The following is a 25,563-nucleotide window of genomic DNA, read 5'->3' on the forward strand; positions in this document are numbered from 1 at the left end:
AGAAAGCTTGACCCCAGCACTCCGGTGCTCAGGTTCTCCTGGCTGCCGGATGCGCACGTCTGCGGTCTTCACCGGATGCGTACGGCATCATCGCCAATGCCAGCGGCTTTTCGGACGGACTGAACCGCGAGGCAGCAGCGCACGTCGCCGGCTGGCTGTACCTGGCCTTCGTGCCACTCGGCATTGTCGGTTGCCTGGCGGCGTTGAAGATGGCTTTGGCGGCACGCCGGCCGCAACTGGCGCCAGGCTGAGGGCACGGCCGATCGAGAATTTGGCGACAGCATTCCGCCGGCGCTGTCGGCGTCAAATGCCCTCGGCCACAAGGCTGCTTGCAAGACCATGGCCTGCCCGATTGCGGAACCGGCGGCCGCTCAGGCTTGCAAACGCTCGGCGATGAGCGCGGCGAGCCGCGCCGCCACCTCGCCCTTGCCCATCTCAGGCCATTCCTCGACACCGTCCTTCGAGACGATGCGCACCTTATTGCGGTCGCCGCCCATGACGCCGGTGGGGCCGACGCCGCTTTCATGCGAGACATCGTTGGCGACAATGAAATCGGCGCCCTTCTTCTTCAGCTTGGCCTCGGCATTCGCAATCAGGTCCTGCGTCTCGGCGGCGAAGCCGACAACCAGCCCCGGCCGTTGCCCGTGATGACCGACACTGGCGAGAATGTCGGGGTTTTCGACCATTTGCAGCGCCGGTGGGCCCTGGCCCGCCACCTTCTTGATCTTCTCGCCGGCCGTGCCAGCGGTGCGCCAGTCGGCGACGGCAGCTACGAAGACCGCGGCGTCCGCCGGCAACAACTGTTCGACGGCCGCCTTCATCTCGGCCGCGGTCTCGACATGTGTCGTCACAACGCCGGCCGGATCGGCAATGCTGACCGGACCGGAGATCAGGCGTACATCCGCGCCCAGTCTTGCCAGCGCTGCCGCAATCGCATGGCCCTGCTTGCCCGAAGAGCGGTTGGCGATGTAGCGCACCGGGTCGATCGGCTCATGCGTCGGCCCCGAGGTGACGATGATCCTGCGGCCGGCCAGCGGCTTCGGCCTGCTGTCGAGCAGTGCCTCGATCACTGCCACGATCTCCAGCGGCTCGGCCATGCGGCCCTCGCCCGCCTCGTTGCTTTCCGCCATCTCGCCCTTGGCCGGGCCGACGAAGGCGATGCCATCCTTGGCGAGCGTCGCCCGGTTGCGGCTCGTCGCGGCATGCGACCACATTTTCGGGTTCATCGCCGGCGCCATCAGCACCTTCTTGTCGGTGGCGAGCAGCACCGTCGAGGCCAGATCGTTGGCATGGCCGTTGGCGAGCTTGGCCATCAGGTCGGCGGTGGCCGGCGCCACCACCAAGAGGTCGGCCTCGCGCGACAGGCGGATATGGCCGACATCGTGCTCGTCATTGCGGTCGAACAGTTCGGTGAAGACATGGTCGGCCGAAAGCGCGCCGACCGAAAGCGTGGTGACGAATTCCTGCGCGGCCGATGTCATCACCACGCGCACGCCAGCACCGCGCTCGCGCAGCCGGCGGATCAGGTCGAGCGCCTTGTAGGCGGCGATGCCGCCGCCGATGATCAGCAGGATGCGCTTGCCGTCGAGGGTTTTGTGCGTTTTTGTGGATTGACCTCGCTGGGGCAGATCGATGTCAAAACCTCCATGAGGCTCAACCAGGCGGCGGATTGTTGCATAGAGGGTTTCGCTCGCGGGCATGCCGGCTTCCGCCGACAGCACGCTCTTGGCAAGCGCATCACGCGCCATCGACACCCCGCGCGCCGCAGCGCGCTCACGCAATTTCTGCTTCACGTCGTCAGCTAGATTGCGGACAGTAATGGTGCCCATGACTTGCTCCGCGACATCAATAGCGCGACTGCAACGCTAGCACCACCGTTGCTAGCGTTGCAAGCGATCAGAGCAGCTTCCACGCGATGTAAACCAGCGTCAGCGCGATCACCCACAGCGCCAGCCGGCCCGAGCGGGTGTAACGGGCTTCGGCCTTGCCGATGGCGCGCGATGTCGCCTCGTCGAAGCGGAGGCCGTGCTCCGCCATAAAATCGATCTCGCGCGACAGCCGCTCGGTGCGGGCGGCAAGATCGGGCGCCTGGCGGGCCAGCGCCAGCAGCGCCTTGGCGCCGTCGCGCGCGTCCATCAGCAGGCCGCTCGGCCCGAGATTGCCGGCGATCCACTGGCCGACCACCGGCTCGGCCGTCTTCCACATGTTGAAGGCCGGGTCGAGCGTGCGTGCGACGCCTTCGACCACCACCATGGTCTTCTGCAACAGGATCAGTTCCGACCGCGTGGCCATATCGAACAGTTCGGTGACCTCGAACAGCAGCGTGAGAAGCTTCGCCATCGAGATGGTTTCAGCCGGCTGGCCATGGATCGGCTCGCCGATGGCGCGAATGGCCTGCGCGAAAGCCGCGACATTGTGCTGGCGCGGCACGTAGCCGGCCTCGAAATGCACCTCGGCGACGCGCAGATAGTCGCGCGTGATGAAGCCGTAGAGGATTTCGGCGAGGAACCGGCGCTCCTTCTTGCCGAGCCGTCCGGCAATGCCGAGATCGACGGCGACAATATTGCCATTGGCCTCGACGAACAGATTGCCTGGATGCATGTCGGCATGGAAGAAGCCGTCGCGCAGCGTGTGACGCAGGAACGACTGGATCAGGTTGGTGGCGATCGCCTTCAGATCGTGGCCCGCCGCAGCGAGGCCGGCGATGTCGTTCATCTTGACGCCGTCGACCCATTCCATGGTCAGCACATCGCGCCCGGTGCGCTCCCAGTCGACCGACGGCACGCGAAAGCCCGGGTCATCCTTGGTGTTTTCACCAAGTTCCGAAAGCGCTGCCGCCTCGAGCCTCAGATCCATCTCGATCTTGGTGGTCTGCGCCAGCGTCTCGGTCACCTCGACGGGCCGCAGCCGGCGCGACGACGGGATGTATTTCTCCTGCAGCCGGGCGGCGAGGAAATAGCTTTCGAGATCCTGAAAGAAGCGGCGGCGCACGCCAGGCCGGATCACCTTCACCGCCACCTTGGTATCGACACCGTCATGCATGGCCTGCGCGGGATGGACCTGGGCGATGGAGGCCGCCGCGACCGGCCCGCCGAACTGCGTATAGAGTTCGCCGATCTTGCGCCCGAGCGAGCCCTCGATCGCCGCCACCGCTTCCGCCTGCGAAAAAGTGTGCATCTTGTCCTGCAGCATGGCGAGGTCGAGCGCCATGTCGTTGCCGACGACATCGGGCCGCGTCGCCAGGAACTGGCCGAGCTTGACGTAGGAGGGTCCGAGCCGGACCACCGCCTTGGCCAGCCGGTCGCTGCGCTCATAAGCGAGTGCGCGGCGGCGGGTGAAGAGCCGGGCCATGCGCCAGCCGAATTTCGGCAGGCCGCCGAGTTCGTCGCCCGGCAATGCTGCGATCACGCCTTCGCGAACCAGCACCCAGCCGGCCCGTGCGAGCCGAAAGGCGGCGCCGACGCTGCTCATCGCCTACCCTGCTGCTGCAAACTGTGGTGCCTCAAAGCTTCCAGCCCGAATGCAGGGCGGCAATGCCGCCGGAATAGTTGCGGAACGACACGCGCTCGAAGCCCGCGCGGGTGATCATGGCAGCAAAGTTCTGCTGATTGGGAAATTTGCGGATCGATTCGACCAGGTAGGAATAGGGTTCGCCCTCGCCCGTCACCATCTTGCCGATCTGCGGAATGGCGTTGAACGACCAGGCTTCGTAGACCTTGTCCAGCAGCGGCATCTCGACCTCGGAAAACTCCAGGCACAGGAACCGTCCGCCGGGCTTCAGCACGCGAAAGGCTTCCGTCAGCGCGACATCGATGCGCGGCACGTTTCGGATGCCGAATGCGATGGTGTAGGCGTCAAAGGTGCTATCGGTGAAAGGCAGTTCCTCGGCATTGGCCTCGACGAAATCGGTGTTGCCGGACAGGCCCTTTTTCTCCGCACGGTCACGGCCGACACTGAGCATCGAGCCGTTGATGTCGAGCACCGTGGCATGCGTGTTGCCATGGCTGGCGTCTACAATGCGGAAGGCGATGTCGCCGGTGCCGCCCGCCACGTCAAGCACTTTCCAGCCCGGACGTTTCGGCGGATTGAGCCATGTCACCATGGCATCCTTCCACAGCCGGTGCAGCCCGGCCGACATCAGGTCGTTCATCAGGTCGTAGCGGTTCGCCACCTTGTGGAAAACCTCATTGACCAGAGGCTGCTTGTCGCCTGGCCCTACCTTCTTGAAACCATAGGAGGTTTCCATGCCGCCCGCGGCCGTGGTTCTCTCAACTGACATTATTTTGATCCGTCATAAAACCGGCGGGACCATAGCCGATCGATGGTGCGGGCGCTATTGTTTAAGGCGCGGTGTTCGGCCGCGCTTCCAGGTGGTGGGCTTACGGCCTGGACTGATGAGACGGGATAACTGCATGCCTTTGAAAGCGGAACTGCACTGCCACATCGAGGGGGCAGCGGCGCCCGAACTCGTCGTCCGCCAGGCGCAGAAATACGGCAAGGACACCTCGCTTTATATCCAGAACGGCTCGTTCGTCTGGCACGACTTCACCTCTTTCCTCGCGGCTTACGACTTTTCCGCCGACCTGTTCCGCTCCGAGGAGGATTATGCCCGCCTCGCCGACCATTATCTGACCAGCCTTGCCCGCGACGGCGCCATCTATTCCGAAGTCTTCACCTCGCCCGACCATGCCGTCAGGGCCGGCCTGTCGCCCAAGGCCTACACCGATGCGCTCGGCGAAGGCATGCTGCGCGCCAAAGCCAAGACCGGCATAGAGGGCCGCATGATCGTCACCGGCGTACGCCATGTCGGCGTCGAATCGATCGAGCAGGCGGCGCGTTTTGCGGCGCGCTGCGGAAATCCGCTGGTCACCGGCTTCGGCGTCGCCGGCGATGAACGCATGGGCGAGATGGAGGATTATGTCAGGGCCTTCGAGATCGCCCGTGAAGCGGGCCTTGGCATCACCATCCATGCCGGCGAGTTGACCGGATGGGAGACGGTGCAGGCCGCACTCGACCACATCCGCCCCTCGCGCATCGGCCATGGCGTGCGCGCCATCGAAAATCCCGACCTGGTGCGCCGCATCGCCGATGAGGGCATCGTGCTCGAATGCTGCCCCGGCTCCAACATCGCGCTCAAAGTCTACGACAGTTTCGCCGATCACCCTTTGCCTGCCCTGCAGGCGGCCGGCTGCAAGGTGACGCTGAACTCCGACGACCCACCCTATTTCTGGACCTCGCTGAAGCGCGAATACGACATCGCCGCCGAGCATTTCTCCATGAATGAAAAAGCTTTGACCGCCGTCACCAGGACGGCGATCGAAGCGGCTTTCGTCGACAGGAAGACGAAAAGCGCGCTGCTTGCCCGGCTCGATGCGAAGAGGTGACTGGTGACTGGTGATTGGTTTGCCGGCGGTTCGGCCTGTCAACGGCAATGATCGATCCATCGGGACTCGCAAACCTGCTCACTATTCACTATTCACTATTCACCATTCACTGGAGCAACCCATGCAGGGCGTCACCGTCGTCGACCACCCGCTTGTCCAGCACAAGCTCACCATCATGCGCAAGAAGGAGACGTCGACCGCCGGTTTCCGGCGGCTGCTGCGCGAGATCTCGCTGCTGCTCGGCTACGAGGTCACCCGCAACCTCGAACTGACGACGACGACCATCGAAACGCCGATGGAAACCATGGAAGCGCCGACGCTGGAGGGCAAGAAGCTGGTCTTCGCCTCGGTGCTGCGCGCCGGCAATGGCCTGCTCGAAGGCCTGCTCGACTTGGTCCCGGCGGCCCGCGTCGCGCATGTCGGCCTCTACCGCGATCACGAAACGCTGGAGGCGGTGGAATATTTCTTCAAGGCGCCGAGCGATCTCGCCGACCGGCTGGTGATCGTCGTCGATCCGATGCTGGCGACCGCGAACTCGGCCATCGCGGCCATCGACAAGCTGAAGGAGCGCGGCGCCACCAACATCCGCTTCCTTTGCCTGCTGGCGGCGCCAGAAGGCATCGAGCGCTTCACCAAGGCGCATCCGGATGTCCCGGTCTTTACCGCTTCCATCGACCGCCAGCTCAACGAGAAGGGCTACATCATGCCCGGCCTCGGCGATGCCGGCGACCGCATGTACGGAACCAAATGACGGCGGCTGGCAAGGCCAGCTGACATCCAGTCGTTTACCGCCCGTTTACGCAAAGCCGCGGTTTCGGGTTGGCGTTAAAGCGGCAAACACCATGTGCGCACGAGAATGGGCCTTCACGAAGGTCCATTCATGCTGCGCAAGCTTGTCATTCTGGGCGTGTTCGCCGGAACGTCGGCATCGATCCCGATCGTCTATCAGTCGAATCCGCAGATTCTCGACAACCTGTTGAAGTCGACCGTCGCCGGCAAGCCGTCCGCGCAGCCTCAGCCCGAACTGAACATGGCCTCGGTTCCCGGCAAGCCGGCCGCACCGCTGCCCACTGGGCGCAAAGTATTGGTGGCGGCTGACGAGCGCGGCCATTTCACCTCCGCCTTCAAGCTCAACGGCCGCCAGGTCGACGGCATGATCGACACCGGCGCCACTTTGGTCGCCATCAACACCTCGACGGCGCGCCGCATCGGCATCTCGCTCAACCCGTCGGACTTCAACCAGCAGGTCAACACCGCCAATGGCGCGATCAGGGCCGCCGTGGTCAACATCGATCGCCTGCAGATCGGCAAGATCAGCGTCGACAACGTCCAGGCGGTAGTGCTCGACGACAAGGCTCTGCGCACCAACCTCATTGGCATGAGCTTTTTGCAGCGGCTGGCAAAATACCAGGTCGAAAACGGCACACTGTTACTGGTGCAGTAGCGCGTTCCGCTACCCGCGCGGCAGCACGCGCCGGATGACTGTCTTGTCGGCGGCTGGTTTCGACGCCCCGATCGTATAGGCCGAAAGCACGGCGGCTGCGGCCGCTTCGGCCTCCACTTGCGTGCGGGCGTGGACCAGCGCCAGCGGCTCGCCGGCCCGCACCTCGGCGCCGAGCGGCAGCAGCCTGGTGATGCCGACCGCATGGTCGATCCTGTCGTCCGGCCGCGTGCGCCCGCCACCGAGCCCGACCACAGCAAGGCCGATATCGCGGGTGGCAATAGCGGTGGCAAAACCGTTGCCTGTCGCCTTGACCGCAAACTCCACCGCCGCTTTCGGCAGGTATTTTTCCGGCTTCTCGACGAAATCGGCGGGACCGCCAAGGGCTGCGACCATACGCGCGAAGGCGGCTGCCGCGCGGCCGCCGGCCAGCGTCTCGGCCGCGCGCCTGAGACCGTCCTGATTGGACGACGCCAGCCCTGCCGATTGCAGCATCTCGGCGGCCAGCGCCAGCGTCACATCCTCCAGTCGCTTGTCGCGGAACCTTCCGGTGAGGAAATCGACGGCGTTGCGCACCTCGACCGCGTTGCCGGCCGCCGACGCCAGCGGCTCGTTCATACCGGTGACCAGCGCCGAGGCCTTCAGGCCGGCGCCGTTGGCGATCTCGACCAGGCTGTTGGCCAGTGCTGTCGCGTCGCGCGACTTCTCCATGAAGGCGCCATTGCCGACCTTGACGTCGAGCACCAGCGACCGCAGGCCGGCCGCGAGTTTCTTCGACAGGATAGAGGCAGTGATCAGCGGCACCGATTCCACCGTTCCGGTCACATCGCGGATCGCATAGAGGCGACGGTCGGCGGGCGCGAGATCGGCGGTCTGGCCGATGATGGCACAGCCGGTCTCGAGCACCGTCTTGCGGAAGCGCGCGATATCCGGCTGGCTGATATAGCCCGGGATGGCATCCATCTTGTCCACCGTGCCGCCGGTATGGCCAAGGCCCCTGCCGGATATCATCGGCACATAGGCGCCGCAAGCGGCGACGATCGGCGCCAGCATCAGCGAGACATTGTCGCCAACGCCGCCGGTCGAATGTTTGTCGGTGACCGGACCCGGCAGGTCCGACCAGTCGAGCACATCGCCGGAATCGCGCATGGCGAGCGTCAGCGCCACCGCCTCGTCGCGGTTCATGCCGTTGAAGAACACCGCCATGGCAAAGGCGCCGACCTGACCGTCCGAGACGCTGCCCGAAGTCACGCCGGCGACAAAGGCCGAAATCTCCTGCGCCGACAGTTTCTGGCCATCGCGCTTGCGGCGGATGATTTCCTGGGGAAGCATCAGGCGTCGCCCTTCAGCTCCGGCAACCCATCCTGGAACACATGCGCAAGGATCGTCGCCAGCCGTGCGCCGCCGATCGGCGCCATGTCCTTGGTCTCCTGGTGCGACAGTTCCGCCCCGGTCATCCCGGCGGCGAGATTGGTGATCACCGAACAGGCGGCTACGCGAAGCCCAAGGAAGCGGGCGAGAATGACCTCCGGCACGGTCGACATCCCTACCGCATTGGCGCCCATGACGCGGGCCATGCGGATTTCAGCAGGGGTTTCGAAACACGGACCGGAAAACCACATATAGACGCCCTTGTGCAGCGCCGTCCCTGTCGCCTTCGCCGCCCGTTCGATCGCCGCGCGCAAGCCGGCATCATAGGCTTCGGTCAGGCCGACGAAGCGGCGGTCGCTTGGCTCGCCGATCAGCGGGTTGGAGCCGGAGAAATTGATGTGATCGGTGATCAGCATCACCGATCCAGGCAGCATGTCGGGATCGACCGAGCCGGCGGCATTGGTAAGGATCAGCTTGGTGATGCCGATGCCGGCAAGCACCTCCAGCGCCGGCCGCATCGCCGCAGCAACGCCGTGCTCGTAATAATGGGCGCGGCCGGACAGCATCAGCACCGGCGTGCCGGCGAAAAGCCCCGCGACCACCTCGCCGGCATGGCCAGTCACCCCGCTGCGGGGGAAACCCGGCAGGTCGGCATAAGAGATGCGCACGGCATTTTCGACCTGGTCGACAAGCCCGCCAAGGCCCGACCCCAGCACCATCGCCGTTGTCGGCGCCAACCCGTCCAGCCTTTCAACGAGGTGGTCCAGAGCTTCCTTCATATCAGCCAACTCTCACTTCAAAATGTCGCCACGAAACCCGTAGGGCAGCATGTCGCCCATGGTCACGGTCTCGACCACGCCGGTGTTGTCGCAAAGATAGAGCTTCGTGTCCGGCCGGCAGAACTCCGCCAGCCTTTGCCGACAGCCGCCACAGGGCGAGCATTTGGCCATGCGCGAGGCAATGACGGCGATCTCGACGATCTTGCCGCCGCCGCCCATGATGTAATGGCCGAGCGCCGTGGTCTCGGCGCACCAGCCTTCCGGATAGGACGCGACCTCGATGTTGGCGCCGGTGAAGACACGGCCGTCCTCGGTGCGCAACGCCGCACCCACCGGAAACTTCGAATAGGGCGCGTAGGCCTTGGCCATGGCCTCCTGCGCGGCTTCGAACAGATCATGCGACATTCAGGTGTTCTCTCCGACGATCGTGGTCAAAACCCGGCGCTTTGCGTTTTCGTGGCGCCTTTCGAGCACCAGCCGCATGCTCGACTCAGTGCTCCTGGGCGCCCGGATCAACGTTCCTTGACATAAGGCACGCCGCCGGCGCGCGGCGGGATCGCCTTGCCGATGAAGCCGGCAAGCAGGATCACGGTCAGCACATAGGGCAGCGCCTGCATGAACTGCACCGGCACCTTGCCGATCAACGGCAGCGGCGAACCCTGCAGGCGGATCGCCGCCGCGTCGAGGAAGCCGAACAGAAGACAGGCGAACATAGCGTTGACCGGTCGCCATTTGGCAAAGATCAGCGCCGCCAGTGCGATGTACCCCTTGCCCGCGGTCATGTCCTTCACGAAGCCGCCATTCTGCACCATCGAGAGGTAGGCGCCGGCAATGCCGGTCAGCACACCGGTGCAGATCAGGGCCCGGTAGCGCAGCCAAGCGACCGAGATGCCGGCGGTGTCGACGGCGGCCGGGTTCTCGCCGACGGCGCGTAGGCGCAGGCCGAAGCGGGTGCGAAACAACACCCACCAGGTGAACGGCACCATGGCGAAAGCGAGATAGACCAGGATCGAATGGCCAGAGAGCAGCTCGGAATAGATCGGCCCGATGATCGGCACGTCGTGGATCGCGGCAGCACCAGGCAGAGTGATGGCCTCGAAACGCTCGCCCGGCTGCAGCGCCGGCGTGCGCCCGCCCTGCTGGAACCAGGCTTGGCCCAGAATGATGGTCGAGCCGGCGGCGACGAAGTTGATGGCCACACCGGAGACGATCTGGTTGCCGCGATGGGTGATCGAGGCGAAGCCGTGCACCAGGGCAAAGGCGACCGACATCACGATCGCCATGCCGAGACCGAGGAAGGCCGAATGGAAGACCGAAGCGGCGGCCGCACCTGCAAAGGCGCCGACCAGCATCTTGCCTTCCAGCCCGATGTCGAAAACGCCGGCGCGTTCCGAATAGAGGCCGGCGAGGCAAGCGAGTAGCAGCGGCACCGACAGGCGTATGGTCGAGTCCAGGATCTGCACGATGGCGATGAAGACGTCCATCTCAGGCGCCCTTCCCTTTGACCGCTTCGATGCCGACCGACCTTGGACTGAACGAGGCGAACAGCGCCTGGACGTAGGGCCGGAACATGTGCTCCAGCGCACCGGCAAACAGGATGACCAGGCCTTGGATGATGACGATCATGTCGCGGGAAATCGCCGGCATTTCAAAGGCAAGTTCGGCGCCGCCCTGGTAGAGCATGCCGAACAGGATCGCCGCCAGCACGATGCCGACCGGATGCAGTCGGCCCATCAGCGCCACGGCGATGCCGACGAAGCCGGCGCCGGAGACGAAATCGATCGCCACATTGTGCTGGTCGCCCATCACCGGGTTCAGCGTCATCATGCCGGCCAGCGCGCCCGAAATCATCATCGCGATGATGATGATGCGGGTCTCCGAAATGCCGGCATAGCGCGCCGCTTTCGGGCTGTGGCCATAGGTGCGCATCTCGTAGCCGAGCTTGGTGCGCCAGATCAGCAGCCAGACCAGGAATGCCATGAGCAGCGCCAGCAGGAAGCAGATGTTGAACGGCGCCGAGCGGATCTTGGCGCCGAACAGTTCGATGATCCAGTTGAGCTTCGGCAGCTCGGCCCCGGCGAGGAAGTTGCGCGTCTGCGGTGCCTGCGACGCCGCCGGCTTCAATGGCCCGACCAGGAGATAGACCATGATCGAGGCCGCGATGAAGTTGAACATGATGGTGGTGATGACGATGTGCGACCCGCGCTTGGCCTGCAGATAGGCCGGAATCAGCGCCCACAGCGCACCGACGGCGGCTCCGGCGACGATCGCCAGCGGAAAGGTCAGCCACCACGGCAGCACAGTGTCGAAGGCGAGGCAGACCACGCCCACGCCAAGGCCGGCAATATAGGCCTGGCCCTCGGTCCCGATGTTGAACAGGCCGCAATGTGCGGCCACCGCCACTGACAGGCCGGTGAAGATGAAGGTGGTGGCATAGAACAGCGTGAAGGCAATGCCGGTTCCCTTGCCGAAAGCGCCCTCGACCAGGATGACGGCGGCACGAAACGGGTTTTCGCCGACCAGCATGACGACGAAACCGGCAACGATGAAGGCCACCGACAGATTGATCAGCGGGATCAGCCCATAATCGGCCCAGGCCGGCAGCTTGGCGTAAGGCGTGCTCACTCTGCCGCCTCCTGGCGATCGACGCCTGCCATCAGCAGGCCAAGCTCGCCTTCGGTCGCCTCCGGGCCACGTTCGCCGACGATGCGCCCGGCAAACATCACCAGGATGCGGTCCGACAGCGAACGGATCTCGTCGAGCTCGACCGACACCACCAGCACCGCCTTGCCCTGGTCGCGCATGGCAATCAGCCGCTTGTGGATGAATTCTATGGCGCCGACATCGACGCCGCGCGTCGGCTGGCCGACGATCAGAACACCGGGATCCTGCTCCATTTCTCGCGCCAGCACGATCTTCTGCTGGTTGCCGCCGGAGAAATTCGCCGTCTTCAGACGCGGATTGCCGGGACGGATGTCGTATTTCTCGATCTTGTCCTTGGCATCGGTCATGATGGCGTCGATGTTGAGGAACGGCCCTTTGAGGTAGCGCGGGTCGTCATGGTAGCCGAGGATCGAATTCTCGTTCTCCTCGAAGGCCAGCACCAGGCCGACATGATGGCGGTCCTCCGGCACATGGGCGAGCCCACGGTCGCGCAACTCGCCGGGATCGGCGGCCCCGGTCAGGTCGATCGGCTTGCCATCGAGCATCACCGAGCCGGAAACCGCGCGCCTGATGCCGGAAATCGCCTCGAGCAGTTCGGACTGGCCGTTGCCGGCGACACCGGCAATGCCGACGATCTCGCCGGCGTGGATATCGAAGGAGATGTCGTCGACCATGGTGACGCCGCGCTGGTCTTTCACCGTCAGGTTCTTGACCGCGAGCTTGACCGCGCCGGCCTCCGTCTCGCCCTTTTCGACCCGCAGCAGCACGCGCCGTCCGACCATCAGTTCGGCCAGTTCGCCGACTGTCGTCTTGCTGGTCTCGCGCGTCGCCACCATCGTGCCCTGGCGCATGACCGAGACATTGTCGGTGATGGCCATGATCTCGCGCAGCTTGTGGGTGATCAGCACCACCGTTTTCCCCTGGTCCTTCAATTGCCTGAGGATGCGGAACAGATGGTCGGCCTCGGCCGGCGTCAACACGCCCGTCGGCTCGTCGAGAATCAGGATTTCGGCACCGCGATAAAGCGCCTTGAGGATTTCCACACGCTGCTGCAGGCCGACCGGCAATTCCTCGATGATGGCATCGGGATCGACTTCCAGCCCGTATTCGCGCTCGAGCCGCTCCAGTTCGGAGCGCGCCTTGGCGATGCTCTTTTTCAACAGCGCATCGCTTTCGGCGCCGAGGATGATGTTTTCCAGCACGGTGAAATTGTCGACCAGCATGAAGTGCTGATGCACCATGCCGATGCCGAGCGCGATGGCGTCGTTGGAGGTCTTGATCGACGCCGGCTTGCCGCCGACGCGGATCTCGCCGCTGTCGGCCTGATAGAAGCCATAGAGGATCGACATCAGCGTCGACTTGCCGGCGCCGTTCTCGCCGACGATGCCATGGATGGTGCCGCGTGCGATCTCCAGATTGATGTCGCGATTGGCGCGAACGGCGCCAAAACTCTTGTTGATGCCGATCAGTTCGATTGCGGCTTGCGCCATGCAGCCTGTCCCACTCTTATTTTTTTATCGCTTGGTCAAAACGCCTAGCATGATGCCCCACCCGTGCCAATTGGCGGCGCAGTGGCCACTCTCGACAAATCCCGGTGCGCTTGTCAATTTCGAACGTGGCCGCAGACCTTCACATTCACTAATATGCAAGGCTCAACAGTCGCATCATGCTGCAACTGCGTGCACCAGGACCTGGGGAGTTTCGAATGATCATGCCTGTCGACCGGCTGACGACGCTGGAAATCCGCGCCGCCGAGCAGGAAAAGACCATCGAGGAACTGTCGGGCCAGATCGCCGAACAGTGGACGGCGATCGAACGCATGCAGCGCAAGCTCGATGCCCTGACCGGGCGCTTCATGGCTCTGGAGGAACAATCGGCACCCGACGTGCCGATAACCAAACCGCCGCACTGGTAGCAAGGAGAAGCCTATGGCCGGTGAAAGCGACCGCGTTGCGCGGGCGGGCGATTATGTGCTTGGCCTGATGAACGATCGCGACCGCGAACGTGCCGAGCGCGACCTGGAGATCGATCCCGCCTTCCGCGACACGGTGATGCGGCTGGCCGAGCGCATGCATGTCCTCGACCGTGGTGCGCCATCGGGCGGCAGCGATCGCTGGCGGCTGATCTCGCAACGCATCGCCGAACTGCCGCAGATGCGTGTGGTCGGCCAGGGCGAAGCGAAGCCGGTGATCAGCAGGCTGGAGCGGAAGCCCTATGGCGTCGGCGTGCATTCGCTCGGTGGCCGACGCGGCGCCGTCATCGCCATCGCGCTGATCATGGTATTCGCGCTGGGTTATCTCGTCGGACAGCTATAGGCCGAGTTCGCGCGACATCAGCAGCATCGGGTAGCCGTCCTGCTCAAACGACTCGACCACTGCCCAACCGAGCCCGGCATAGAAGTCTCGCGCCACCCAGGTATAGAGGTAGGTCCTCTCCACACCGATCGCGGTTGCATGCGCTTCGATGGCTGCAACCAGCGCGCGGCCGATCCCTTTGCCGCGGTGGTCGCTATCGACGACCAATCCCGCCAGCCAAGGCGTCAGTTCATGCGCGGGTTCAAGTTCGTGGCGAACCAGCAGGCAGGTCCCGACCGGGACGTCCCTTATCCGCGCCACAAGCGCCGCCTCGAAGCCATCTCCGTTGAGCAACTCGCGAAGCCCGGCGACGTCCTCATTCAGCGTTCTTGCGCTGCCCTCGAAAAAGGCGGCGATGCGCAGTCGCGCCACTGCATCAACATCGCGTTCGGTCATCGGTCCGATGGTCGGCTTCACTCTCGCCTCTCAAGTTGCGGCCCCCGTCAAACCCAAAAACAAAACCGCCGGACTCTCGCCCGGCGGTTTCAACTCTAATGGATACAGATCAATACGGGCAGGCGTTGTCGGCGGTGTAGTCGTGCACCTGGATCGTGCCGGCGATGATGTCGGCCTTGGCCTTTTCGACGGCAGCCTTCATTTCGTCGGTGACCAGCGCCTTGTTGTTGTCGTCCATGGCGTAGTCGACGCCGCCCTCCTTGAGGCCGAGATTTTGCAGGCCGCCTTTGAAGGTGCCGTTCTTGCCGTCCATGAAGGCGGTGTAGACGGCCACGTCGACGCGCTTCAGCATCGAGGTCAGCACCTTGCCGGGCTGCAGGCCGTTCTGGTTGGAATCGACGCCGATGCCGAGCTTGCCGGCATCCGCCGCCGCCTGCAGCACGCCGACGCCGGTGCCGCCGGCCGCGGCATAGACGACGTCGGAGCCCTGGTCGATTTGCGTCTTGGCAATTTCGCCGCCCTTGGCCGGATCGTTCCACGCCGCGGGCGTGTCACCGGTCATGTTCTGGATGACATCGGTCGCACCGGCCGCCTTGGCGCCGCCGACATAGCCGCATTCGAACTTGCGGATCAGCGGAATGTCCATGCCGCCGATGAAGGAGACCTTCTTGGACTTCGAGGCCATCGCCGCCAGGATGCCGACAAGATAGGAGCCTTCGTTTTCCTTGAACACAAGCGAACGGACATTGGGCATATCGACGGCATCGTCGATGATGGCGAAGTTGAGATCGGGATATTCCTTCGCGACCACCTTCAGCGCATCCTCCCAGGCAAAGCCGGCCATGACGATCGGGTTGCGGCCGTCCTCGGCGAAGCGGCGCAGCGCCTGCTCGCGTTGCGAGGCGTTCGACACTTCGAACTCGACATAGGCGGTGCCGGTCTCGGTCTTGAACTTTTCGGCGCCGTGATAGGCAGCCTCGTTGAAGGATTTGTCGAACTTGCCGCCGAGATCGTAGAGGATGGCCGGCTGGACATCCGCGGCGAAAGCCGGAAGAACCATTGCGGTTGCGGCCAGGAGGCCGAGAACGATACGTTTCATGTGATCCACACCCTGTCGGTTATTTTTTTCCGTTACGCGCCGCCCGTCTGCCCGGTTCTCCGGCAGGCATGCGGCATCAGCCAGGAGTGTACTCCCCTCCCGCTCAAGGCAATCTGGCACGGCCCGAAACAAAATTCACGCGGAATTTTGACCTTTTGGAAAAGCATGCCCCCCGTTGGAAAAACATGCCCAATGCGGTGACAGCTGTGGACGATTGCCGCGTTCTCGTCGCAAGTCCGCTGGGACACCCCATCAGCCCGGCGCGAATTCTCCGCCGCGCCGCCGGCGCCGGTAGCCGACCGCATAGAGGATGAAGGCAAGCACCGCGAACACGGCAAACCCCGGCTGGGCAAGCACCCAGGCGATGCCGCCATCCCATATCATCGGATTGACCTTGGCGCGCACGAAGGTCTCGAAGGCCGCGCGGGTGTCGGGCGAAACCGCCAGCCAGCTCGAATTCAGCGGCGTCATGACCAATGTGGAAGCCGCCACCGAGCGCGTCGCGTCGAGCACGGCCATGATGACGGCGACCGAGAGTGCGATCATGGCCGCGAGGCGAAACAAAAAACGCAACATCGAAATCTTCCCCGGTCCTCAAGTTCCTCCCGAGGACCTTCCGGTCAAGGCGAGGAATAGAATGCGCACGCCCGGCGTGCAATCACCATACACGAATTTGAAGCCTATCGCCCGCCTATATGGCCACCTTTCGGCTCCGCCGATGGACGAGCCAGATGCCGAGGACGCCGCCGCCAATGGCCCCGACCACCAGCCCGGCAAGGCCGATGAACACCGCGAAGTAGCCGCAGCCGCCTTCGAAACAGCTGATGTCGGTGGCTTCGGCGATCCCCGCGCCGAGCGCGAAGCCGGCGACGGCGCCGACGACGGCGCCGAGGGTGATGCCGGCCAGCGCGGCGACGATCGAACTAAAGGCTGACGGTGCCTGCGCTTCCGGCCTTGCATAAAAGGCCTTGGCCTCGTCGCCGCGGCGCAGCAGGTAAATGCAAAACAGGCCGATGACGATTTCGGTGGCGGCGATCGCAAGCTCCCTGGCGGAGACGGTGAAATCGGGCACGGTCAGCGCATAGACCTGCTCGGCCAGCCGCCAGGCGATGGTGGTGATCTGCCAGATGGTGAAATGACGCGGAAAGCGCGCGGAACGGCTTAAGGCGAGGCCGAGCAGATAAAGCCCCCACACGATGGTGACGATGTCGAAGGCCAGTCCGCCAAGCACGAAATAGAAGACCCTGTCCGGCAGGCCGGAACTCTCGAACAGCCACCGCGCCGAGACCAGCCAGTAGACCGACCATGCCATGACGAAGAGGAGCCAGACCACGGGCACGAAGGACAGCCCGCTGTCCGGAGGCCCTGCGGGCGTCAGCCCGCCTGGCATGCCTCCGGCCGGCGTTCCGCTGGCCGGCTGTTCATTGCTCGATGTCATGTCTGGACGTTGCCCCCGCAAAGCCTCCGCCGCACTCGACAGGTGGCGAGGGGCGAAGTCAAGCGCGGCCGGCCCTGCCGCCTTGCCCGTGCACACCATTCAGAACCGAAGCGCCTTAGAAGCGGAGCCGTTCAAAGCCCCGCGAAACGATGCATGGCCGGCAAAGCGAATAGACTGCCGTTATGGCTTGGCATTCGGCGCCGGATCGACTAGATGAGCCCCGCGCCTGTTTGATTGACGGGCGCCGGGAAGGGCATCCGCTGGTTGGCGGTGTCCATCAAGCGGGTCTTCCCGCAAATCCCAAAGGGATGCATCTCCCCAACCCGCGTGGCAAAACCGGCCGGCGCGAATGCAAGACGGAGAGGTGGCCGAGTGGTTGAAGGCGCACGCCTGGAAAGTGTGTTTACGGGAGACCGTAACGCGGGTTCGAATCCCGCTCTCTCCGCCAAACCATCAACGAAATCAACAACTTATTGTGAGTTTCGGAACTTACCCGCCAAATAGCCCATCATGCAGGATGCTATCGATTTGGGCAGCATGCGACGGCATGAGACAGCGGATTCCGGTCGCGCCTAGAATTCGAGGTGGCCAAGCCAAAATCCTATGACATGAAAAACGCGGCAAAAACCCGCGCCGATGGCATGCTTGTGGGCAGCGTTCGACACGTAGTCCTCGTCGCTTTCCGCCTCCTCTTCCAGAGCCGCCAATAGCGGGTCAAATGTCTCGCAGGATGGCGAGTTTGGCGGGCTCTCCGCCTGCCGGATGAGTGCTGCCTTGGCTTCGTCGCGGGTCATGGCGCCTCCTAAAAGGAGGTGATTCTACACCTTGGCTACCTGATGTGAATCCCGCAGCGACAGCACTCGACCGGATTATTCGGTTACACGTTCCGTGCCCCGATCATCTGTCCGGATTTGCGTACGGATAATCCTGGCCACCTCAAAGTTTCCCTGTCCTTCAAAGTCCGCCGCTATCGACGGGAGGATGCCTTCGTAGCCAAGGCCCTTCAGAATGTTGATCCAACCCAAGACTGCGCTTTCACTCTGATCAGCACCTAGCGCCGGCACCCGGAAGGATCTTGCCGTCTGTGCGTCATCAGATGCTGGAGGCTCAAGCAGATCGGGTGCGCGATGAATGATTGCGCGTGAGGCTTGCATCGTTTCCTTGCGAATCTCTCTCTCCAGTTTCAGGTTTTTGCGTATCTCCGCGGATTCTGAGGGCTGGTAGGTGAATTCGACAGTCTCCGCTCCTTTCTCATTGCGATGGTACTTCGCGCCAAAGGGGGATTCCTGCTCTATCGAGATTTTGGACAACCTTTCAAGGGTCTTCAACACCGGCGATGGCCGTGCATAGCCGTCGACAGCGGTAGGTGGTGTCTTGGCTGATTTAAGACCGTCCCTTATTTTCTTGGCAAACGAATACAGGTTGTCGGCAGCCCTCACCGCAGAGGCAACTGCTCCCGAACCGTCGACCACCGCACTGAGTATGTCTTTCAGGATTATCCACGTCGAACCTGTTTCAAGATTTGACAGTACGAGATGGCTTCCGGTGGCCCGATGGTAGTCTCCGCCATGTCTTCAAGAAGTTTGCCTATTTCCCCAACAGGCAGGGGTCGTTCGTTTTCGAAAAAGATCGTCAGGACAGCGTCTGCCATTTGTAGCCCTCCATTATCGCCGCTCAGTACATTACAACGGCTTTACAACCTGTCTGGTCAACGTGCCACCTCCCCAAGAGCAGAACTCGGCGTTCCAACAGCATAATTTCAACTAGAGGTGCCGGTCATCGGTGCGTCTAGTCCTCGTCAGCCACAGCACGCCACCCACGATGATGAAAGCCAGCAGGGCAGCGAGGCTATAGACCGCCCCCTCCAGCGTCACTACTTGCTCGGCCCCATGGGGCCGAAGATGGCGCCGCCGGTCGCATAGTCGGCATAAGTCAGGCCACCGCAGACGGCGAGGATGATTAGCCCCATCAGAAGCGGTCCTCAGAGGCGCCCCATCATCGGCCTCGTCGGTGCTGACTGCGACGGTCACCAGGGCGTTTTCCAGCACCGGCGCCGTGCGACGACGAGATCCCGTTCTAACGTGGATTTTGAACAAGCCAAAGCCGAATGGATTGCCGCCGAGCAGGCATGGTTAGACATGCACCTGGCGGCAAAGGCTTTGCGCGAGAAGGCCGACAGGAGAAGAGCAGCCTTTGTAAAGGCCTACGAAAACGAAAAAATGAAAGACACTGAGAATGGACACTAAATCAGGGAAAACCAGAAAGCTCTGGAACGACCCTACAAAGAAGCGGGTCCTGCTTGAATTCGCGCGCTCGCCCGAGATCCAGGCTGTCCTGGCGCGACTGCACCATAAGACAAGCATGGCCAATTCGGTTGATATTGTCCGGCTGGCGCTGAAGCAATTGGATGCTAATTTGGCGCCGCCGGCAGCACCCATCAAGACGGGATCTGCCCACTAAAGGCGGGGGTGGGGATGAATTTCAGGCGCGGGATGTTCCGCATATGGACTGTAGCCAGCATCTGCTGGCTGATTTTCGTGGGTGTCCTGACCTACGGCGAGTTCCAGCGACAAATGAGGCTGCACAACACCTTAAATGATGTGAAGGCTGGCTACTCTATCGGGCTTCCTTGTCCACAGGCCGTTGGGCAGCTCGGTGTTGACTACGTTAAAGACGACAGGTTCGGGCAGGTCCTAAGCGAGCAAACCGGGACCAAGACCGATTGGTGCAGCTACTCGTTAGCAGGCTATCGGAAGGCACATCCCGAAGACTCCGGGAAATCGGACGAGCAAATCTTCAACGAGAACCTGGTCTTCGATAACACGCATCCGTGGCGCTCTATTGGGTTCGGGGTTCTAGCCGGTGTCACCGGCCCGCTGGCCCTCCTCCTGCTTTGGTTTATAGGAGCTTGGGTCGTCACTGGCTTTCGCTCCAGGGAGCCTGGCGCTTCCTAGACGAACAAGTTGCTGTTCATGGCATAAGCTGTCGCCCAAGCTGCGTCCGCCTCATCTTCCGACAAGTCCTTTTCCCATCTAGCCCGAGCAGCAGCCTGCATCTCGGGCTTTTTCGCGTTCCCCTTGCCGGTGGCGTGGACCTTCAGCTTGGTGAGTGGATGATGTAGTAGGGCAGGCCGCTCTCTTCGCACTGGAGCACAGTAGCGCCCAACATCGGCAGGAGGTCCTTCACGCTGGAGAATTGCCCGGAGAACGGCATCCTCGATGCAGACGCCCAGGCAGGCCGGTTCGGCATGGCGCTTGATGACGCCGGCAACGCCCCGCTCCCGGGCGGACAGATCCGCTTCATGCTTGACGGTGTGGGTTTCAAAGGTGCCGTCGGCATATAGTCGAGCTACACCCATCTTGGTGCCGAGGTCGATTCCGAGGACGTACGGCCGACCGATTATCCGCGCAGACTGTTGTACATGTACTCATTGGGGGACAGCCCAGAGCAGCCGTCAACAATAAAATTGGGAACGACTGCGTCGAGTCCTTTTACTGCGGCCAAAGCTGACTATGTTTTCAGCGGGATTTTCTTGGGCGGGGATTTGCGATGGCTGATGAAGACAAGCTGCTGAGGCGGTTGCAAGACAGCGCCGAAGATCTCGGCCGCCAGCTGGTGGCCAAGAGCAATTACCCCATCGAGGACCACCTGGACCTGGTTGAGCTGGAGGGGCTCCGGGACACCTTTGGCATTGATCCCGAAGCCTTCACCGCCGACGACATGACCCGCATCCTGATGGCGCATGGGCGTCTCTACGCCCTGGTCGAGCAAATCAACGATCTGGACGCTGACGGCAAGCATTCCGTCGAGCAGATGCTGAACACGCTGAACCGGATTTACGTCAACGCCCAGGCCTATATGCATGCCAAAACGGCCATTCAGGAGATCGCCCAAAAAGCCCTGGATGCCCAGCAGCACACCCGCCAGATTCCGATTAACCCAGAAGGCCCGATTGGCCAGACCATCGTCAAAGCGTCGACGGAAGTCATCAACAACGTCCACGTCACCAACAACCAAATCAACATCTCGATCCTGAGCGGCTTGAAAGTCGACGTGCTTCGAAACCTCCGGGTTCAAATCCGCCGCCTCAGCGCAAGCGCTTTCGCGGTCAATGTGAGGATCGACGCCAAGGTGATGTTCGAGGGAACCGTTCAGTTCCTTTCGTCCACCGCCGACCGCGTTCTTGAGGATCTGAAGGGCATGGCTGCCTCACTGAAGGAGTCGCTCGGATCGGCCGAGGCCATTGTCCAGTCGCTGGAAAAGGTCATCCAATCCGGCACCAAGTTTGTCCGACTGGTTGGTACGCTCATCCAGGATGCGCTGGGCGATGCCAGCGATGTAAAAGAGGTCAGGCTCAGCCTGCGCAATGCCAACAACGCTAGGGCGATCACTGCTGGCTACACGTTAAAGAACGGCGGAGGGGTGCTCTGTAGCCGGAACGGTGTCATCTATATGGTAAGCCAGACTGGCCAGCTCACAAACGACGTGGCCGACCGTGCCGGCATCGTCAACGACGTTGCCGAGCTTGAGGATGGCAGGTTGGCGCTGGCGACCAACGAAGGCATGTCGGCTTGGACCCCCCGGTTCCAAGGCGGCGGGACCGAGCATTCGCGACTTCGAACGAAGTTTGTGGCCGCCACATACCAATTCCACAAGAATACTGAAACCGTGGTGGCAGCTAATGCGTATGGCGACCTTGATCGTTGGTGGTTCCCAGGCGGCCGGCCTGACATTTTCGGGGACCAAGGCCCCACAGTGCCAGGAGCAGGGCCTCGCAATCGTGATGGTCGGGTGGTGGGCCTGGTCACTATGGGCGAACGCATCGTGGTTGCCCGCGACCATGGCGTTGTTTTGGTGGATGGTGACCTGGACCGGGAGAGGGACGTTCCCTTCAATCAGGCTATCAACGCCATGTGCCGCCTCAACAATTCTGAGGTCGTCGTTGTTGGCGACGGCGTCGTGGCGGTAGTGGACATTCACGGCATGCCCGTGAGGCTCATCCCGTCGCCGGTCCATTCCTCATACAATGCAGTGGTTGTGCTGCAGGAAAACCTCATAGCGGTGAGCGAAACCAGTGGGCGCGTGGTCGCCATCGATTTGAGGTCGGGCGCCGAGCTGGGTGAGATCGACGTGCAGATGGAGTGCAGGGGGCTTATTACCATTGGCAAGTTCCTGGTCGCATATGGCGGTGCCTGGAACGCTCAGTCGCGAGCAGTGGCCTTCATCCTATGGGAGGAGAGGACGGCGGCGGCGCTGGCTTGACCTATGCTTGAATACTTATCGATTGCCGGATTCCGCCTCGCCCTTGATGGCTTCAAGTCTGGCTGGAGGTTCTGGAATCGCAACAAGCGCAAGCTGACCGCGCAACAAAAGCTGGAGCTTCGCCAAAGATGGAAAAAGCCTTTCGAGGACTACATTTTTAACAGCCAGCGCGAGAAGCTGCGGTTGGATGCCATCATGCGGGATATCCGCAGGCTGGACGAATATCCCGATATTGATGACAAAGCTCCGGGGATTTCGCCATGGTTCCGGTTCGGCCTTGTCGATACCTATGAGCGCGGTTTCATGGCCGCACTGACGGGAAGGAATCTATTCCACGACGTGAAGACCGACAAATGGCGGTTCCTCGACCGCGCCAAGGGCGAGGAAGGTGGCCAATACCTCGATTGCATCGGATACGTGCCATACGAGTTCATCGAGCAGGTAGATTGGGATGGGGACAAATATTACAACTACCCGCAGATTTATTGCTATTTCGCCGGCATCCACAAACAGCCGTATGAGCGGATCGTTTATTGCGAGCGGTTCACCAGTCCGCCGTACAACACCATGCACTTCCGAGAGGTTGTGGACCAGGTGGACGTGCTGAAAGAATCCCGCAAGGCCGGTATCAAGGATTTCTGGTAGGGTCTCAGTTGCGCCCGAGGACGCCGACCAGCACCTTGTTGCCGGTCTTGTTTCCGCCACCGGCAGACCATCTTCCCACTCATGTTGTGCTGGTACTCGTTGCCGTACTCGCGCATCACCTTCGCCGTATCCAACCAGCCAATATGCCCGCATTTGACACATTTGGCGCCCAGCACCTCCCACTCCCTCAAACTGCGCACCGTACTGTAGACGCCCGTTGACGCCTCATACTCATGGTGGCGAACGGGAGGGAAGGGTGCGACCAGATCAATGCCGCGTCGGTGTCTCATGGCCGCCAATCAAGGTTTCAGGGTAGGAATATGTTCCTTCTTTGTTCTGCCGGTCAAGGCCTAGAATTTGGCGTTTTCATCCAGCAGCCCTGCGGTCAGTTTGTCCAACCGTTCTCGCCGGCCATCCACCAGGTCGATCAACACCGCTTCCAGCAGCTCGAAGCAGTCGATGAGGGCTTCGAACTTCGCCTTGCCGGCATGGCTTCCATAGTTGCCGACTTTCCGCATGGCGGTGAACACGGACTTGTGGCCAGGTTTAGATGTCTCCATGAGAATGATCCGGTCGGCAAGAGCAAGGTCGTAGCTCGCCCCCTTCTTGTTGGTTCCTGTTCGAGAGATGCCGAATTGGTCGAGCAGAAATTCCACAAAGATGCGAATGCGATTGGCGCTGGAAGCAGGGTCAACCCAAAGCAATTCGAAAGCCTTCCTGAGGTGCAATGCGCCGTCCTGGGACAGGTTCTTCGAGATTGGAAACACCGGCGGCGCTGGCAAGATGGCACGTGGCCAGTAGGCGACCACTTCAATATCGAATTCTTCTTCGAGATCCAAGTTGTAGGCCGCCTCATCCGTGCGGACGATATCGCCTCCCACGGAAACGACTTCGCCACAGAACCCGAAATCGCAGGCCAGCAGACAGACGAAACGCTCCGTCCCAAGTGCGCGTAAGCCACCGCTTCTCTGACCTCCGTAGCCGAGTAGCCCGTCTCGCGGCTCTGCATGCTATCCTTGACCAGCTTTAAGCCGCCGCTACTGCATCGCGGACACGGAAACTTTGGTAAACTGCCGTAGATTTCCTCCAGATATAACGTTTCAAAGCACCCGCCCGCGCTCTTGCCAGCACGACTATAGGTACGGGCGAGCTTTCTGCCTAGGTACCTGTTCTGGCGGTAGGTTCGGGTCACTTGCCCACCCCCAGCAGCTCGTCGCTCCCCTTCCGGGCGAGCGCCGCCATCTGCGCTTCATGCGCCGCCTTGGCTTCGTCGCTACGTTCTGCGCCGCCGCCATATCGGCCGCGGACATCGTGGGTGCGTCGCCGGGCACCACATCGTTCCAGCCCTCTCGGTTCAGCCAGGTGGCGGGCAATTTTTATGCGCCGCCCCGGAGAACTATATAAATGGCCGAATCGGGTACACTAAAGTCCGGCGCCGGAGGCTTCGATGGACATCAAGTATCAGATCTTTGTTAGCTCGACCTTTGAAGACCTCAAGGAGGAACGCAGGTCAGTTATCGAGGCGATTTTAAACATGGGTCATATTCCCGTTGGGATGGAAGCGTTCCAAGCCAGCGACGACAGCCAATGGGACTACATCACGCGCCGGATTGACGAGAGTGATTACTACCTGGTGGTGGTTGCCGAGAGGTACGGGTCAGAGCTTCGCGGCAAGAGCTACACTCAAATGGAATATGAGTATGCCGTGAAACAGAAAGTGCCGGTTGCTGGGCTGCTTCTTGACACCAATACCCGCAAGACCTGGCCATCCGATAAGGTGGAATTCGAGAAAAAGGACAAGGTCGAGAAATTCCGCAGGCTTTGTCAGAAAAAGACGGTCAAATACTGGCGGGGTGCCGATGACCTTGGCGCCAAAGTTCAGCTGGCCCTTAATGAGCTTTTTCGCACCAAACCCCGGACAGGCTGGGTGCGCGCCGATAAGGTACCCTCCGGCAGCGTCCTGGATGAGTTGGCCAAGCTTTCCGAGGAGCGGCGCTCGCTGCAGGAGCAGGTGGATCAGCTAACAGCGGACGACAAGCTGCATATTCCCAGCGACTATGTCTGGCGCATCCGTCGCCTGGAGGAGAACAGCATCGAAAACGCCCTTTCCTGGGGCGAGACCGATAACGAAGTTAGGTCTCTCCTGGATCTGTTTTTAGATCTGGACTCGGTTTGGGTAAGAGATCCCGACACGGAAGACCTCCTTGAGCATTTTCGCGACTTTGAGAATTACCAGCTCGAAGACTACGAGATGGAAACCGTGATGAATGAATACGTAAAGAACGGGCTGCTGAGCACGAGATCCTACTTAAACGGCGAGGCTAAATCGATCACCAGCTACAAATTGACAGAGCGGGGCACGAATTTTTTGATGTATGCGACTGAGTGGAAGTCACGCAATAAGGCGTCGGCTGTCGAGGTGCTACCGGCCACCTGAACTGCCTTGTCCTATTTAATCAGGAATTGCTCGCGGCTTTTGCCTTCAGCTTCGTATGCTGCGAGCCACTTCGGTGTAGCGCCCCGACCCGTCCAGGTGTCGCCCTTGTCGCCCTTGTCGTCCTTGTATTTCACCGCGGGCTTGGCGCGCGTCCTGACGCCACCTTCAATTCCACCGCTGGCGGCGCGTCCATTCTGAATTAGCGACCCTGACCTTGCCCCCAGTTTCTGTCCAGTTTTGAGTTCGTTTCCGGCGTGGGTTGTGCCCTGCTGGGCGGGTGAAGGGACGGGCGC

29 protein-coding genes and 1 tRNA gene are annotated in these 25,563 nt (G+C 61.9%); 12 read left to right on the forward strand and 18 right to left on the reverse strand.

Going from position 1 to position 25,563, the window contains the following annotated elements; genetic code table 11:
- Positions 1-371 precede the first annotated feature (371 nt).
- From coaBC to ubiE, 3 genes are all read right to left on the reverse strand, one after another.
- Positions 372-1,829 (reverse strand): bifunctional phosphopantothenoylcysteine decarboxylase/phosphopantothenate--cysteine ligase CoaBC, encoded by a 1,458-nt coding sequence (gene coaBC / locus NKH22_RS30750; protein ID WP_352912317.1) that lies wholly within the window; start codon positions 1,827-1,829, stop codon positions 372-374.
- A gap of 67 nt (positions 1,830-1,896) precedes the next feature.
- The gene (gene ubiB / locus NKH22_RS30755; protein ID WP_023671132.1) at positions 1,897-3,471 is read right to left on the reverse strand and encodes a 2-polyprenylphenol 6-hydroxylase; all 1,575 of its coding nucleotides are present in this window, start codon (positions 3,469-3,471) and stop codon (positions 1,897-1,899) included.
- Between the two features lie 31 nt (positions 3,472-3,502).
- Positions 3,503-4,279, reverse strand: coding sequence for a bifunctional demethylmenaquinone methyltransferase/2-methoxy-6-polyprenyl-1,4-benzoquinol methylase UbiE (gene ubiE, locus NKH22_RS30760; protein ID WP_023691856.1), 777 nt, complete (start codon positions 4,277-4,279; stop codon positions 3,503-3,505).
- Positions 4,280-4,412: 133 nt separating this feature from the next.
- Here ubiE and NKH22_RS30765 point away from each other — a divergent pair, with 133 nt between their 5' ends.
- From NKH22_RS30765 to NKH22_RS30775, 3 genes are all read left to right on the forward strand, one after another.
- On the forward strand, positions 4,413-5,384 hold the full coding sequence (locus tag NKH22_RS30765; RefSeq protein WP_023683187.1) for an adenosine deaminase: 972 nt from the start codon (positions 4,413-4,415) through the stop codon (positions 5,382-5,384).
- Between the two features lie 121 nt (positions 5,385-5,505).
- Complete coding sequence (gene upp, locus NKH22_RS30770; protein WP_023671129.1) at positions 5,506-6,135, forward strand: uracil phosphoribosyltransferase; 630 nt, start codon at positions 5,506-5,508, stop codon at positions 6,133-6,135.
- A gap of 129 nt (positions 6,136-6,264) precedes the next feature.
- Positions 6,265-6,828 (forward strand): TIGR02281 family clan AA aspartic protease, encoded by a 564-nt coding sequence (locus NKH22_RS30775; RefSeq protein WP_023695614.1) that lies wholly within the window; start codon positions 6,265-6,267, stop codon positions 6,826-6,828.
- A gap of 9 nt (positions 6,829-6,837) precedes the next feature.
- Here the strand turns inward: NKH22_RS30775 and deoA are convergent, their stop codons facing one another.
- From deoA to NKH22_RS30805, 6 genes are all read right to left on the reverse strand, one after another.
- Positions 6,838-8,157 (reverse strand): thymidine phosphorylase, encoded by a 1,320-nt coding sequence (gene deoA / locus NKH22_RS30780; RefSeq protein WP_352912320.1) that lies wholly within the window; start codon positions 8,155-8,157, stop codon positions 6,838-6,840.
- Entirely contained in the window at positions 8,157-8,975 is an 819-nt protein-coding gene (locus NKH22_RS30785) for a purine-nucleoside phosphorylase (protein WP_023691860.1), read from the reverse strand. The genes deoA and NKH22_RS30785 overlap by 1 nt, the downstream gene beginning before the upstream one ends.
- 12 nt (positions 8,976-8,987) lie before the next feature.
- A complete protein-coding gene (gene cdd / locus NKH22_RS30790; protein WP_023683183.1) occupies positions 8,988-9,380 on the reverse strand; it encodes a cytidine deaminase in 393 nt (130 codons plus the stop codon).
- Positions 9,381-9,487: 107 nt separating this feature from the next.
- Positions 9,488-10,459: an ABC transporter permease gene (locus tag NKH22_RS30795; protein ID WP_023683182.1), complete on the reverse strand. Its 972-nt coding sequence runs from the start codon at positions 10,457-10,459 to the stop codon at positions 9,488-9,490.
- 1 nt (position 10,460) lies between these two features.
- Positions 10,461-11,600, reverse strand: coding sequence for an ABC transporter permease (locus NKH22_RS30800; protein ID WP_023686470.1), 1,140 nt, complete (start codon positions 11,598-11,600; stop codon positions 10,461-10,463).
- On the reverse strand, positions 11,597-13,129 hold the full coding sequence (locus NKH22_RS30805) for an ABC transporter ATP-binding protein (RefSeq protein ID WP_023698756.1): 1,533 nt from the start codon (positions 13,127-13,129) through the stop codon (positions 11,597-11,599). Before NKH22_RS30805 ends, NKH22_RS30800 begins: the two co-directional genes overlap by 4 nt.
- Before the next feature lie 218 nt (positions 13,130-13,347).
- Between NKH22_RS30805 and NKH22_RS30810 the strand changes: the two genes are divergently transcribed.
- Positions 13,348-13,554 carry a SlyX family protein gene (locus NKH22_RS30810; protein ID WP_196813821.1) on the forward strand — a complete coding sequence of 69 codons (207 nt, stop codon included), beginning with the start codon at positions 13,348-13,350 and terminating at the stop codon, positions 13,552-13,554.
- A 13-nt stretch (positions 13,555-13,567) separates the two neighbouring features.
- Complete coding sequence (locus tag NKH22_RS30815) at positions 13,568-13,954, forward strand: hypothetical protein (protein ID WP_352912322.1); 387 nt, start codon at positions 13,568-13,570, stop codon at positions 13,952-13,954.
- Here the strand turns inward: NKH22_RS30815 and NKH22_RS30820 are convergent.
- From NKH22_RS30820 to NKH22_RS30835, 4 genes are all read right to left on the reverse strand, one after another.
- Positions 13,949-14,410: a GNAT family N-acetyltransferase gene (locus NKH22_RS30820; protein ID WP_023704058.1), complete on the reverse strand. Its 462-nt coding sequence runs from the start codon at positions 14,408-14,410 to the stop codon at positions 13,949-13,951. The two genes, NKH22_RS30815 and NKH22_RS30820, sit on opposite strands and share 6 nt — an antisense overlap.
- Before the next feature lie 88 nt (positions 14,411-14,498).
- Complete coding sequence (locus NKH22_RS30825) at positions 14,499-15,488, reverse strand: BMP family lipoprotein (protein WP_023683177.1); 990 nt, start codon at positions 15,486-15,488, stop codon at positions 14,499-14,501.
- A 252-nt stretch (positions 15,489-15,740) separates the two neighbouring features.
- Positions 15,741-16,064, reverse strand: a complete 324-nt coding sequence (locus tag NKH22_RS30830) for a hypothetical protein (protein ID WP_023733526.1) — start codon at positions 16,062-16,064, stop codon at positions 15,741-15,743.
- Between the two features lie 115 nt (positions 16,065-16,179).
- Complete coding sequence (locus NKH22_RS30835) at positions 16,180-16,926, reverse strand: hypothetical protein (protein WP_352912325.1); 747 nt, start codon at positions 16,924-16,926, stop codon at positions 16,180-16,182.
- A gap of 358 nt (positions 16,927-17,284) precedes the next feature.
- Here NKH22_RS30835 and NKH22_RS30840 point away from each other — a divergent pair.
- Positions 17,285-17,374 (forward strand) — tRNA-Ser (locus tag NKH22_RS30840).
- 124 nt (positions 17,375-17,498) lie between these two features.
- On the opposite strand, the gene NKH22_RS30845 is transcribed toward NKH22_RS30840, so the two are convergent.
- Together NKH22_RS30845 and NKH22_RS30850 are read right to left on the reverse strand one after the other, a co-directional pair.
- Positions 17,499-17,720, reverse strand: coding sequence for a hypothetical protein (locus NKH22_RS30845; protein ID WP_352912327.1), 222 nt, complete (start codon positions 17,718-17,720; stop codon positions 17,499-17,501).
- 75 nt (positions 17,721-17,795) lie between these two features.
- Positions 17,796-18,365, reverse strand: coding sequence for a hypothetical protein (locus NKH22_RS30850; RefSeq protein WP_352912329.1), 570 nt, complete (start codon positions 18,363-18,365; stop codon positions 17,796-17,798).
- Positions 18,366-19,007: 642 nt separating this feature from the next.
- Between NKH22_RS30850 and NKH22_RS30855 the strand changes: the two genes are divergently transcribed.
- Genes NKH22_RS30855 through NKH22_RS30865 form a run of 3 tightly spaced genes read left to right on the forward strand, consistent with a single transcriptional unit; the run spans position 19,008 to position 19,880 of the window.
- Positions 19,008-19,172 carry a hypothetical protein gene (locus NKH22_RS30855; protein ID WP_352463069.1) on the forward strand — a complete coding sequence of 55 codons (165 nt, stop codon included), beginning with the start codon at positions 19,008-19,010 and terminating at the stop codon, positions 19,170-19,172.
- Complete coding sequence (locus NKH22_RS30860) at positions 19,162-19,386, forward strand: hypothetical protein (protein WP_352463070.1); 225 nt, start codon at positions 19,162-19,164, stop codon at positions 19,384-19,386. Before NKH22_RS30855 ends, NKH22_RS30860 begins: the two co-directional genes overlap by 11 nt.
- A gap of 14 nt (positions 19,387-19,400) precedes the next feature.
- Positions 19,401-19,880, forward strand: coding sequence for a hypothetical protein (locus NKH22_RS30865; RefSeq protein WP_352912331.1), 480 nt, complete (start codon positions 19,401-19,403; stop codon positions 19,878-19,880).
- On the opposite strand, the gene NKH22_RS30870 is transcribed toward NKH22_RS30865, so the two are convergent.
- Complete coding sequence (locus tag NKH22_RS30870; protein ID WP_352463072.1) at positions 19,877-20,284, reverse strand: hypothetical protein; 408 nt, start codon at positions 20,282-20,284, stop codon at positions 19,877-19,879. The two genes, NKH22_RS30865 and NKH22_RS30870, sit on opposite strands and share 4 nt — an antisense overlap.
- Before the next feature lie 191 nt (positions 20,285-20,475).
- Between NKH22_RS30870 and NKH22_RS30875 the strand changes: the two genes are divergently transcribed.
- Positions 20,476-22,188, forward strand: coding sequence for a hypothetical protein (locus NKH22_RS30875; protein ID WP_352463073.1), 1,713 nt, complete (start codon positions 20,476-20,478; stop codon positions 22,186-22,188).
- Positions 22,189-22,191: 3 nt separating this feature from the next.
- Positions 22,192-22,833: a hypothetical protein gene (locus tag NKH22_RS30880; protein ID WP_352912333.1), complete on the forward strand. Its 642-nt coding sequence runs from the start codon at positions 22,192-22,194 to the stop codon at positions 22,831-22,833.
- 350 nt (positions 22,834-23,183) lie between these two features.
- On the opposite strand, the gene NKH22_RS30885 is transcribed toward NKH22_RS30880, so the two are convergent.
- Positions 23,184-23,714 carry a DUF4145 domain-containing protein gene (locus tag NKH22_RS30885; protein ID WP_352912335.1) on the reverse strand — a complete coding sequence of 177 codons (531 nt, stop codon included), beginning with the start codon at positions 23,712-23,714 and terminating at the stop codon, positions 23,184-23,186.
- A gap of 566 nt (positions 23,715-24,280) precedes the next feature.
- Between NKH22_RS30885 and NKH22_RS30890 the strand changes: the two genes are divergently transcribed.
- Complete coding sequence (locus tag NKH22_RS30890) at positions 24,281-25,270, forward strand: DUF4062 domain-containing protein (protein ID WP_352463076.1); 990 nt, start codon at positions 24,281-24,283, stop codon at positions 25,268-25,270.
- A gap of 11 nt (positions 25,271-25,281) precedes the next feature.
- Here NKH22_RS30890 and NKH22_RS30895 read toward each other — a convergent pair.
- Positions 25,282-25,563, reverse strand: a 282-nt coding sequence (locus NKH22_RS30895; RefSeq protein ID WP_352912337.1) for an H-NS histone family protein, incomplete at its 5' end; no start/stop codon positions are given.

The sequence above is a fragment of the Mesorhizobium sp. M1252 genome (assembly GCF_040318265.1).
Classification (GTDB): Bacteria; Pseudomonadota; Alphaproteobacteria; order Rhizobiales; family Rhizobiaceae; genus Mesorhizobium.

What these genes read in the sequence shown, in the direction of transcription:
- NKH22_RS30765 (WP_023683187.1), top strand. Translation starts at nt 4,413, where the DNA reads ATGCCTTTGAAAGCGGAACTGCACTGCCACATCGAGGGGGCAGCGGCG.
- NKH22_RS30870 (WP_352463072.1), bottom strand. Translation starts at nt 20,284, where the DNA reads ATGGGTGTAGCTCGACTATATGCCGACGGCACCTTTGAAACCCACACC.
- ubiB (WP_023671132.1), bottom strand. Translation starts at nt 3,471, where the DNA reads ATGAGCAGCGTCGGCGCCGCCTTTCGGCTCGCACGGGCCGGCTGGGTG.
- NKH22_RS30830 (WP_023733526.1), bottom strand. Translation starts at nt 16,064, where the DNA reads ATGTTGCGTTTTTTGTTTCGCCTCGCGGCCATGATCGCACTCTCGGTC.
- NKH22_RS30815 (WP_352912322.1), top strand. Translation starts at nt 13,568, where the DNA reads ATGGCCGGTGAAAGCGACCGCGTTGCGCGGGCGGGCGATTATGTGCTT.
- coaBC (WP_352912317.1), bottom strand. Translation starts at nt 1,829, where the DNA reads ATGGGCACCATTACTGTCCGCAATCTAGCTGACGACGTGAAGCAGAAA.
- upp (WP_023671129.1), top strand. Translation starts at nt 5,506, where the DNA reads ATGCAGGGCGTCACCGTCGTCGACCACCCGCTTGTCCAGCACAAGCTC.
- NKH22_RS30875 (WP_352463073.1), top strand. Translation starts at nt 20,476, where the DNA reads ATGGCTGATGAAGACAAGCTGCTGAGGCGGTTGCAAGACAGCGCCGAA.
- NKH22_RS30865 (WP_352912331.1), top strand. Translation starts at nt 19,401, where the DNA reads ATGAATTTCAGGCGCGGGATGTTCCGCATATGGACTGTAGCCAGCATC.
- NKH22_RS30890 (WP_352463076.1), top strand. Translation starts at nt 24,281, where the DNA reads ATGGACATCAAGTATCAGATCTTTGTTAGCTCGACCTTTGAAGACCTC.
- NKH22_RS30835 (WP_352912325.1), bottom strand. Translation starts at nt 16,926, where the DNA reads ATGACATCGAGCAATGAACAGCCGGCCAGCGGAACGCCGGCCGGAGGC.
- NKH22_RS30785 (WP_023691860.1), bottom strand. Translation starts at nt 8,975, where the DNA reads ATGAAGGAAGCTCTGGACCACCTCGTTGAAAGGCTGGACGGGTTGGCG.
- NKH22_RS30805 (WP_023698756.1), bottom strand. Translation starts at nt 13,129, where the DNA reads ATGGCGCAAGCCGCAATCGAACTGATCGGCATCAACAAGAGTTTTGGC.
- NKH22_RS30880 (WP_352912333.1), top strand. Translation starts at nt 22,192, where the DNA reads ATGCTTGAATACTTATCGATTGCCGGATTCCGCCTCGCCCTTGATGGC.
- NKH22_RS30860 (WP_352463070.1), top strand. Translation starts at nt 19,162, where the DNA reads ATGGACACTAAATCAGGGAAAACCAGAAAGCTCTGGAACGACCCTACA.
- NKH22_RS30845 (WP_352912327.1), bottom strand. Translation starts at nt 17,720, where the DNA reads ATGACCCGCGACGAAGCCAAGGCAGCACTCATCCGGCAGGCGGAGAGC.
- deoA (WP_352912320.1), bottom strand. Translation starts at nt 8,157, where the DNA reads ATGCTTCCCCAGGAAATCATCCGCCGCAAGCGCGATGGCCAGAAACTG.
- NKH22_RS30795 (WP_023683182.1), bottom strand. Translation starts at nt 10,459, where the DNA reads ATGGACGTCTTCATCGCCATCGTGCAGATCCTGGACTCGACCATACGC.
- ubiE (WP_023691856.1), bottom strand. Translation starts at nt 4,279, where the DNA reads ATGTCAGTTGAGAGAACCACGGCCGCGGGCGGCATGGAAACCTCCTAT.
- NKH22_RS30825 (WP_023683177.1), bottom strand. Translation starts at nt 15,488, where the DNA reads ATGAAACGTATCGTTCTCGGCCTCCTGGCCGCAACCGCAATGGTTCTT.
- NKH22_RS30775 (WP_023695614.1), top strand. Translation starts at nt 6,265, where the DNA reads ATGCTGCGCAAGCTTGTCATTCTGGGCGTGTTCGCCGGAACGTCGGCA.
- cdd (WP_023683183.1), bottom strand. Translation starts at nt 9,380, where the DNA reads ATGTCGCATGATCTGTTCGAAGCCGCGCAGGAGGCCATGGCCAAGGCC.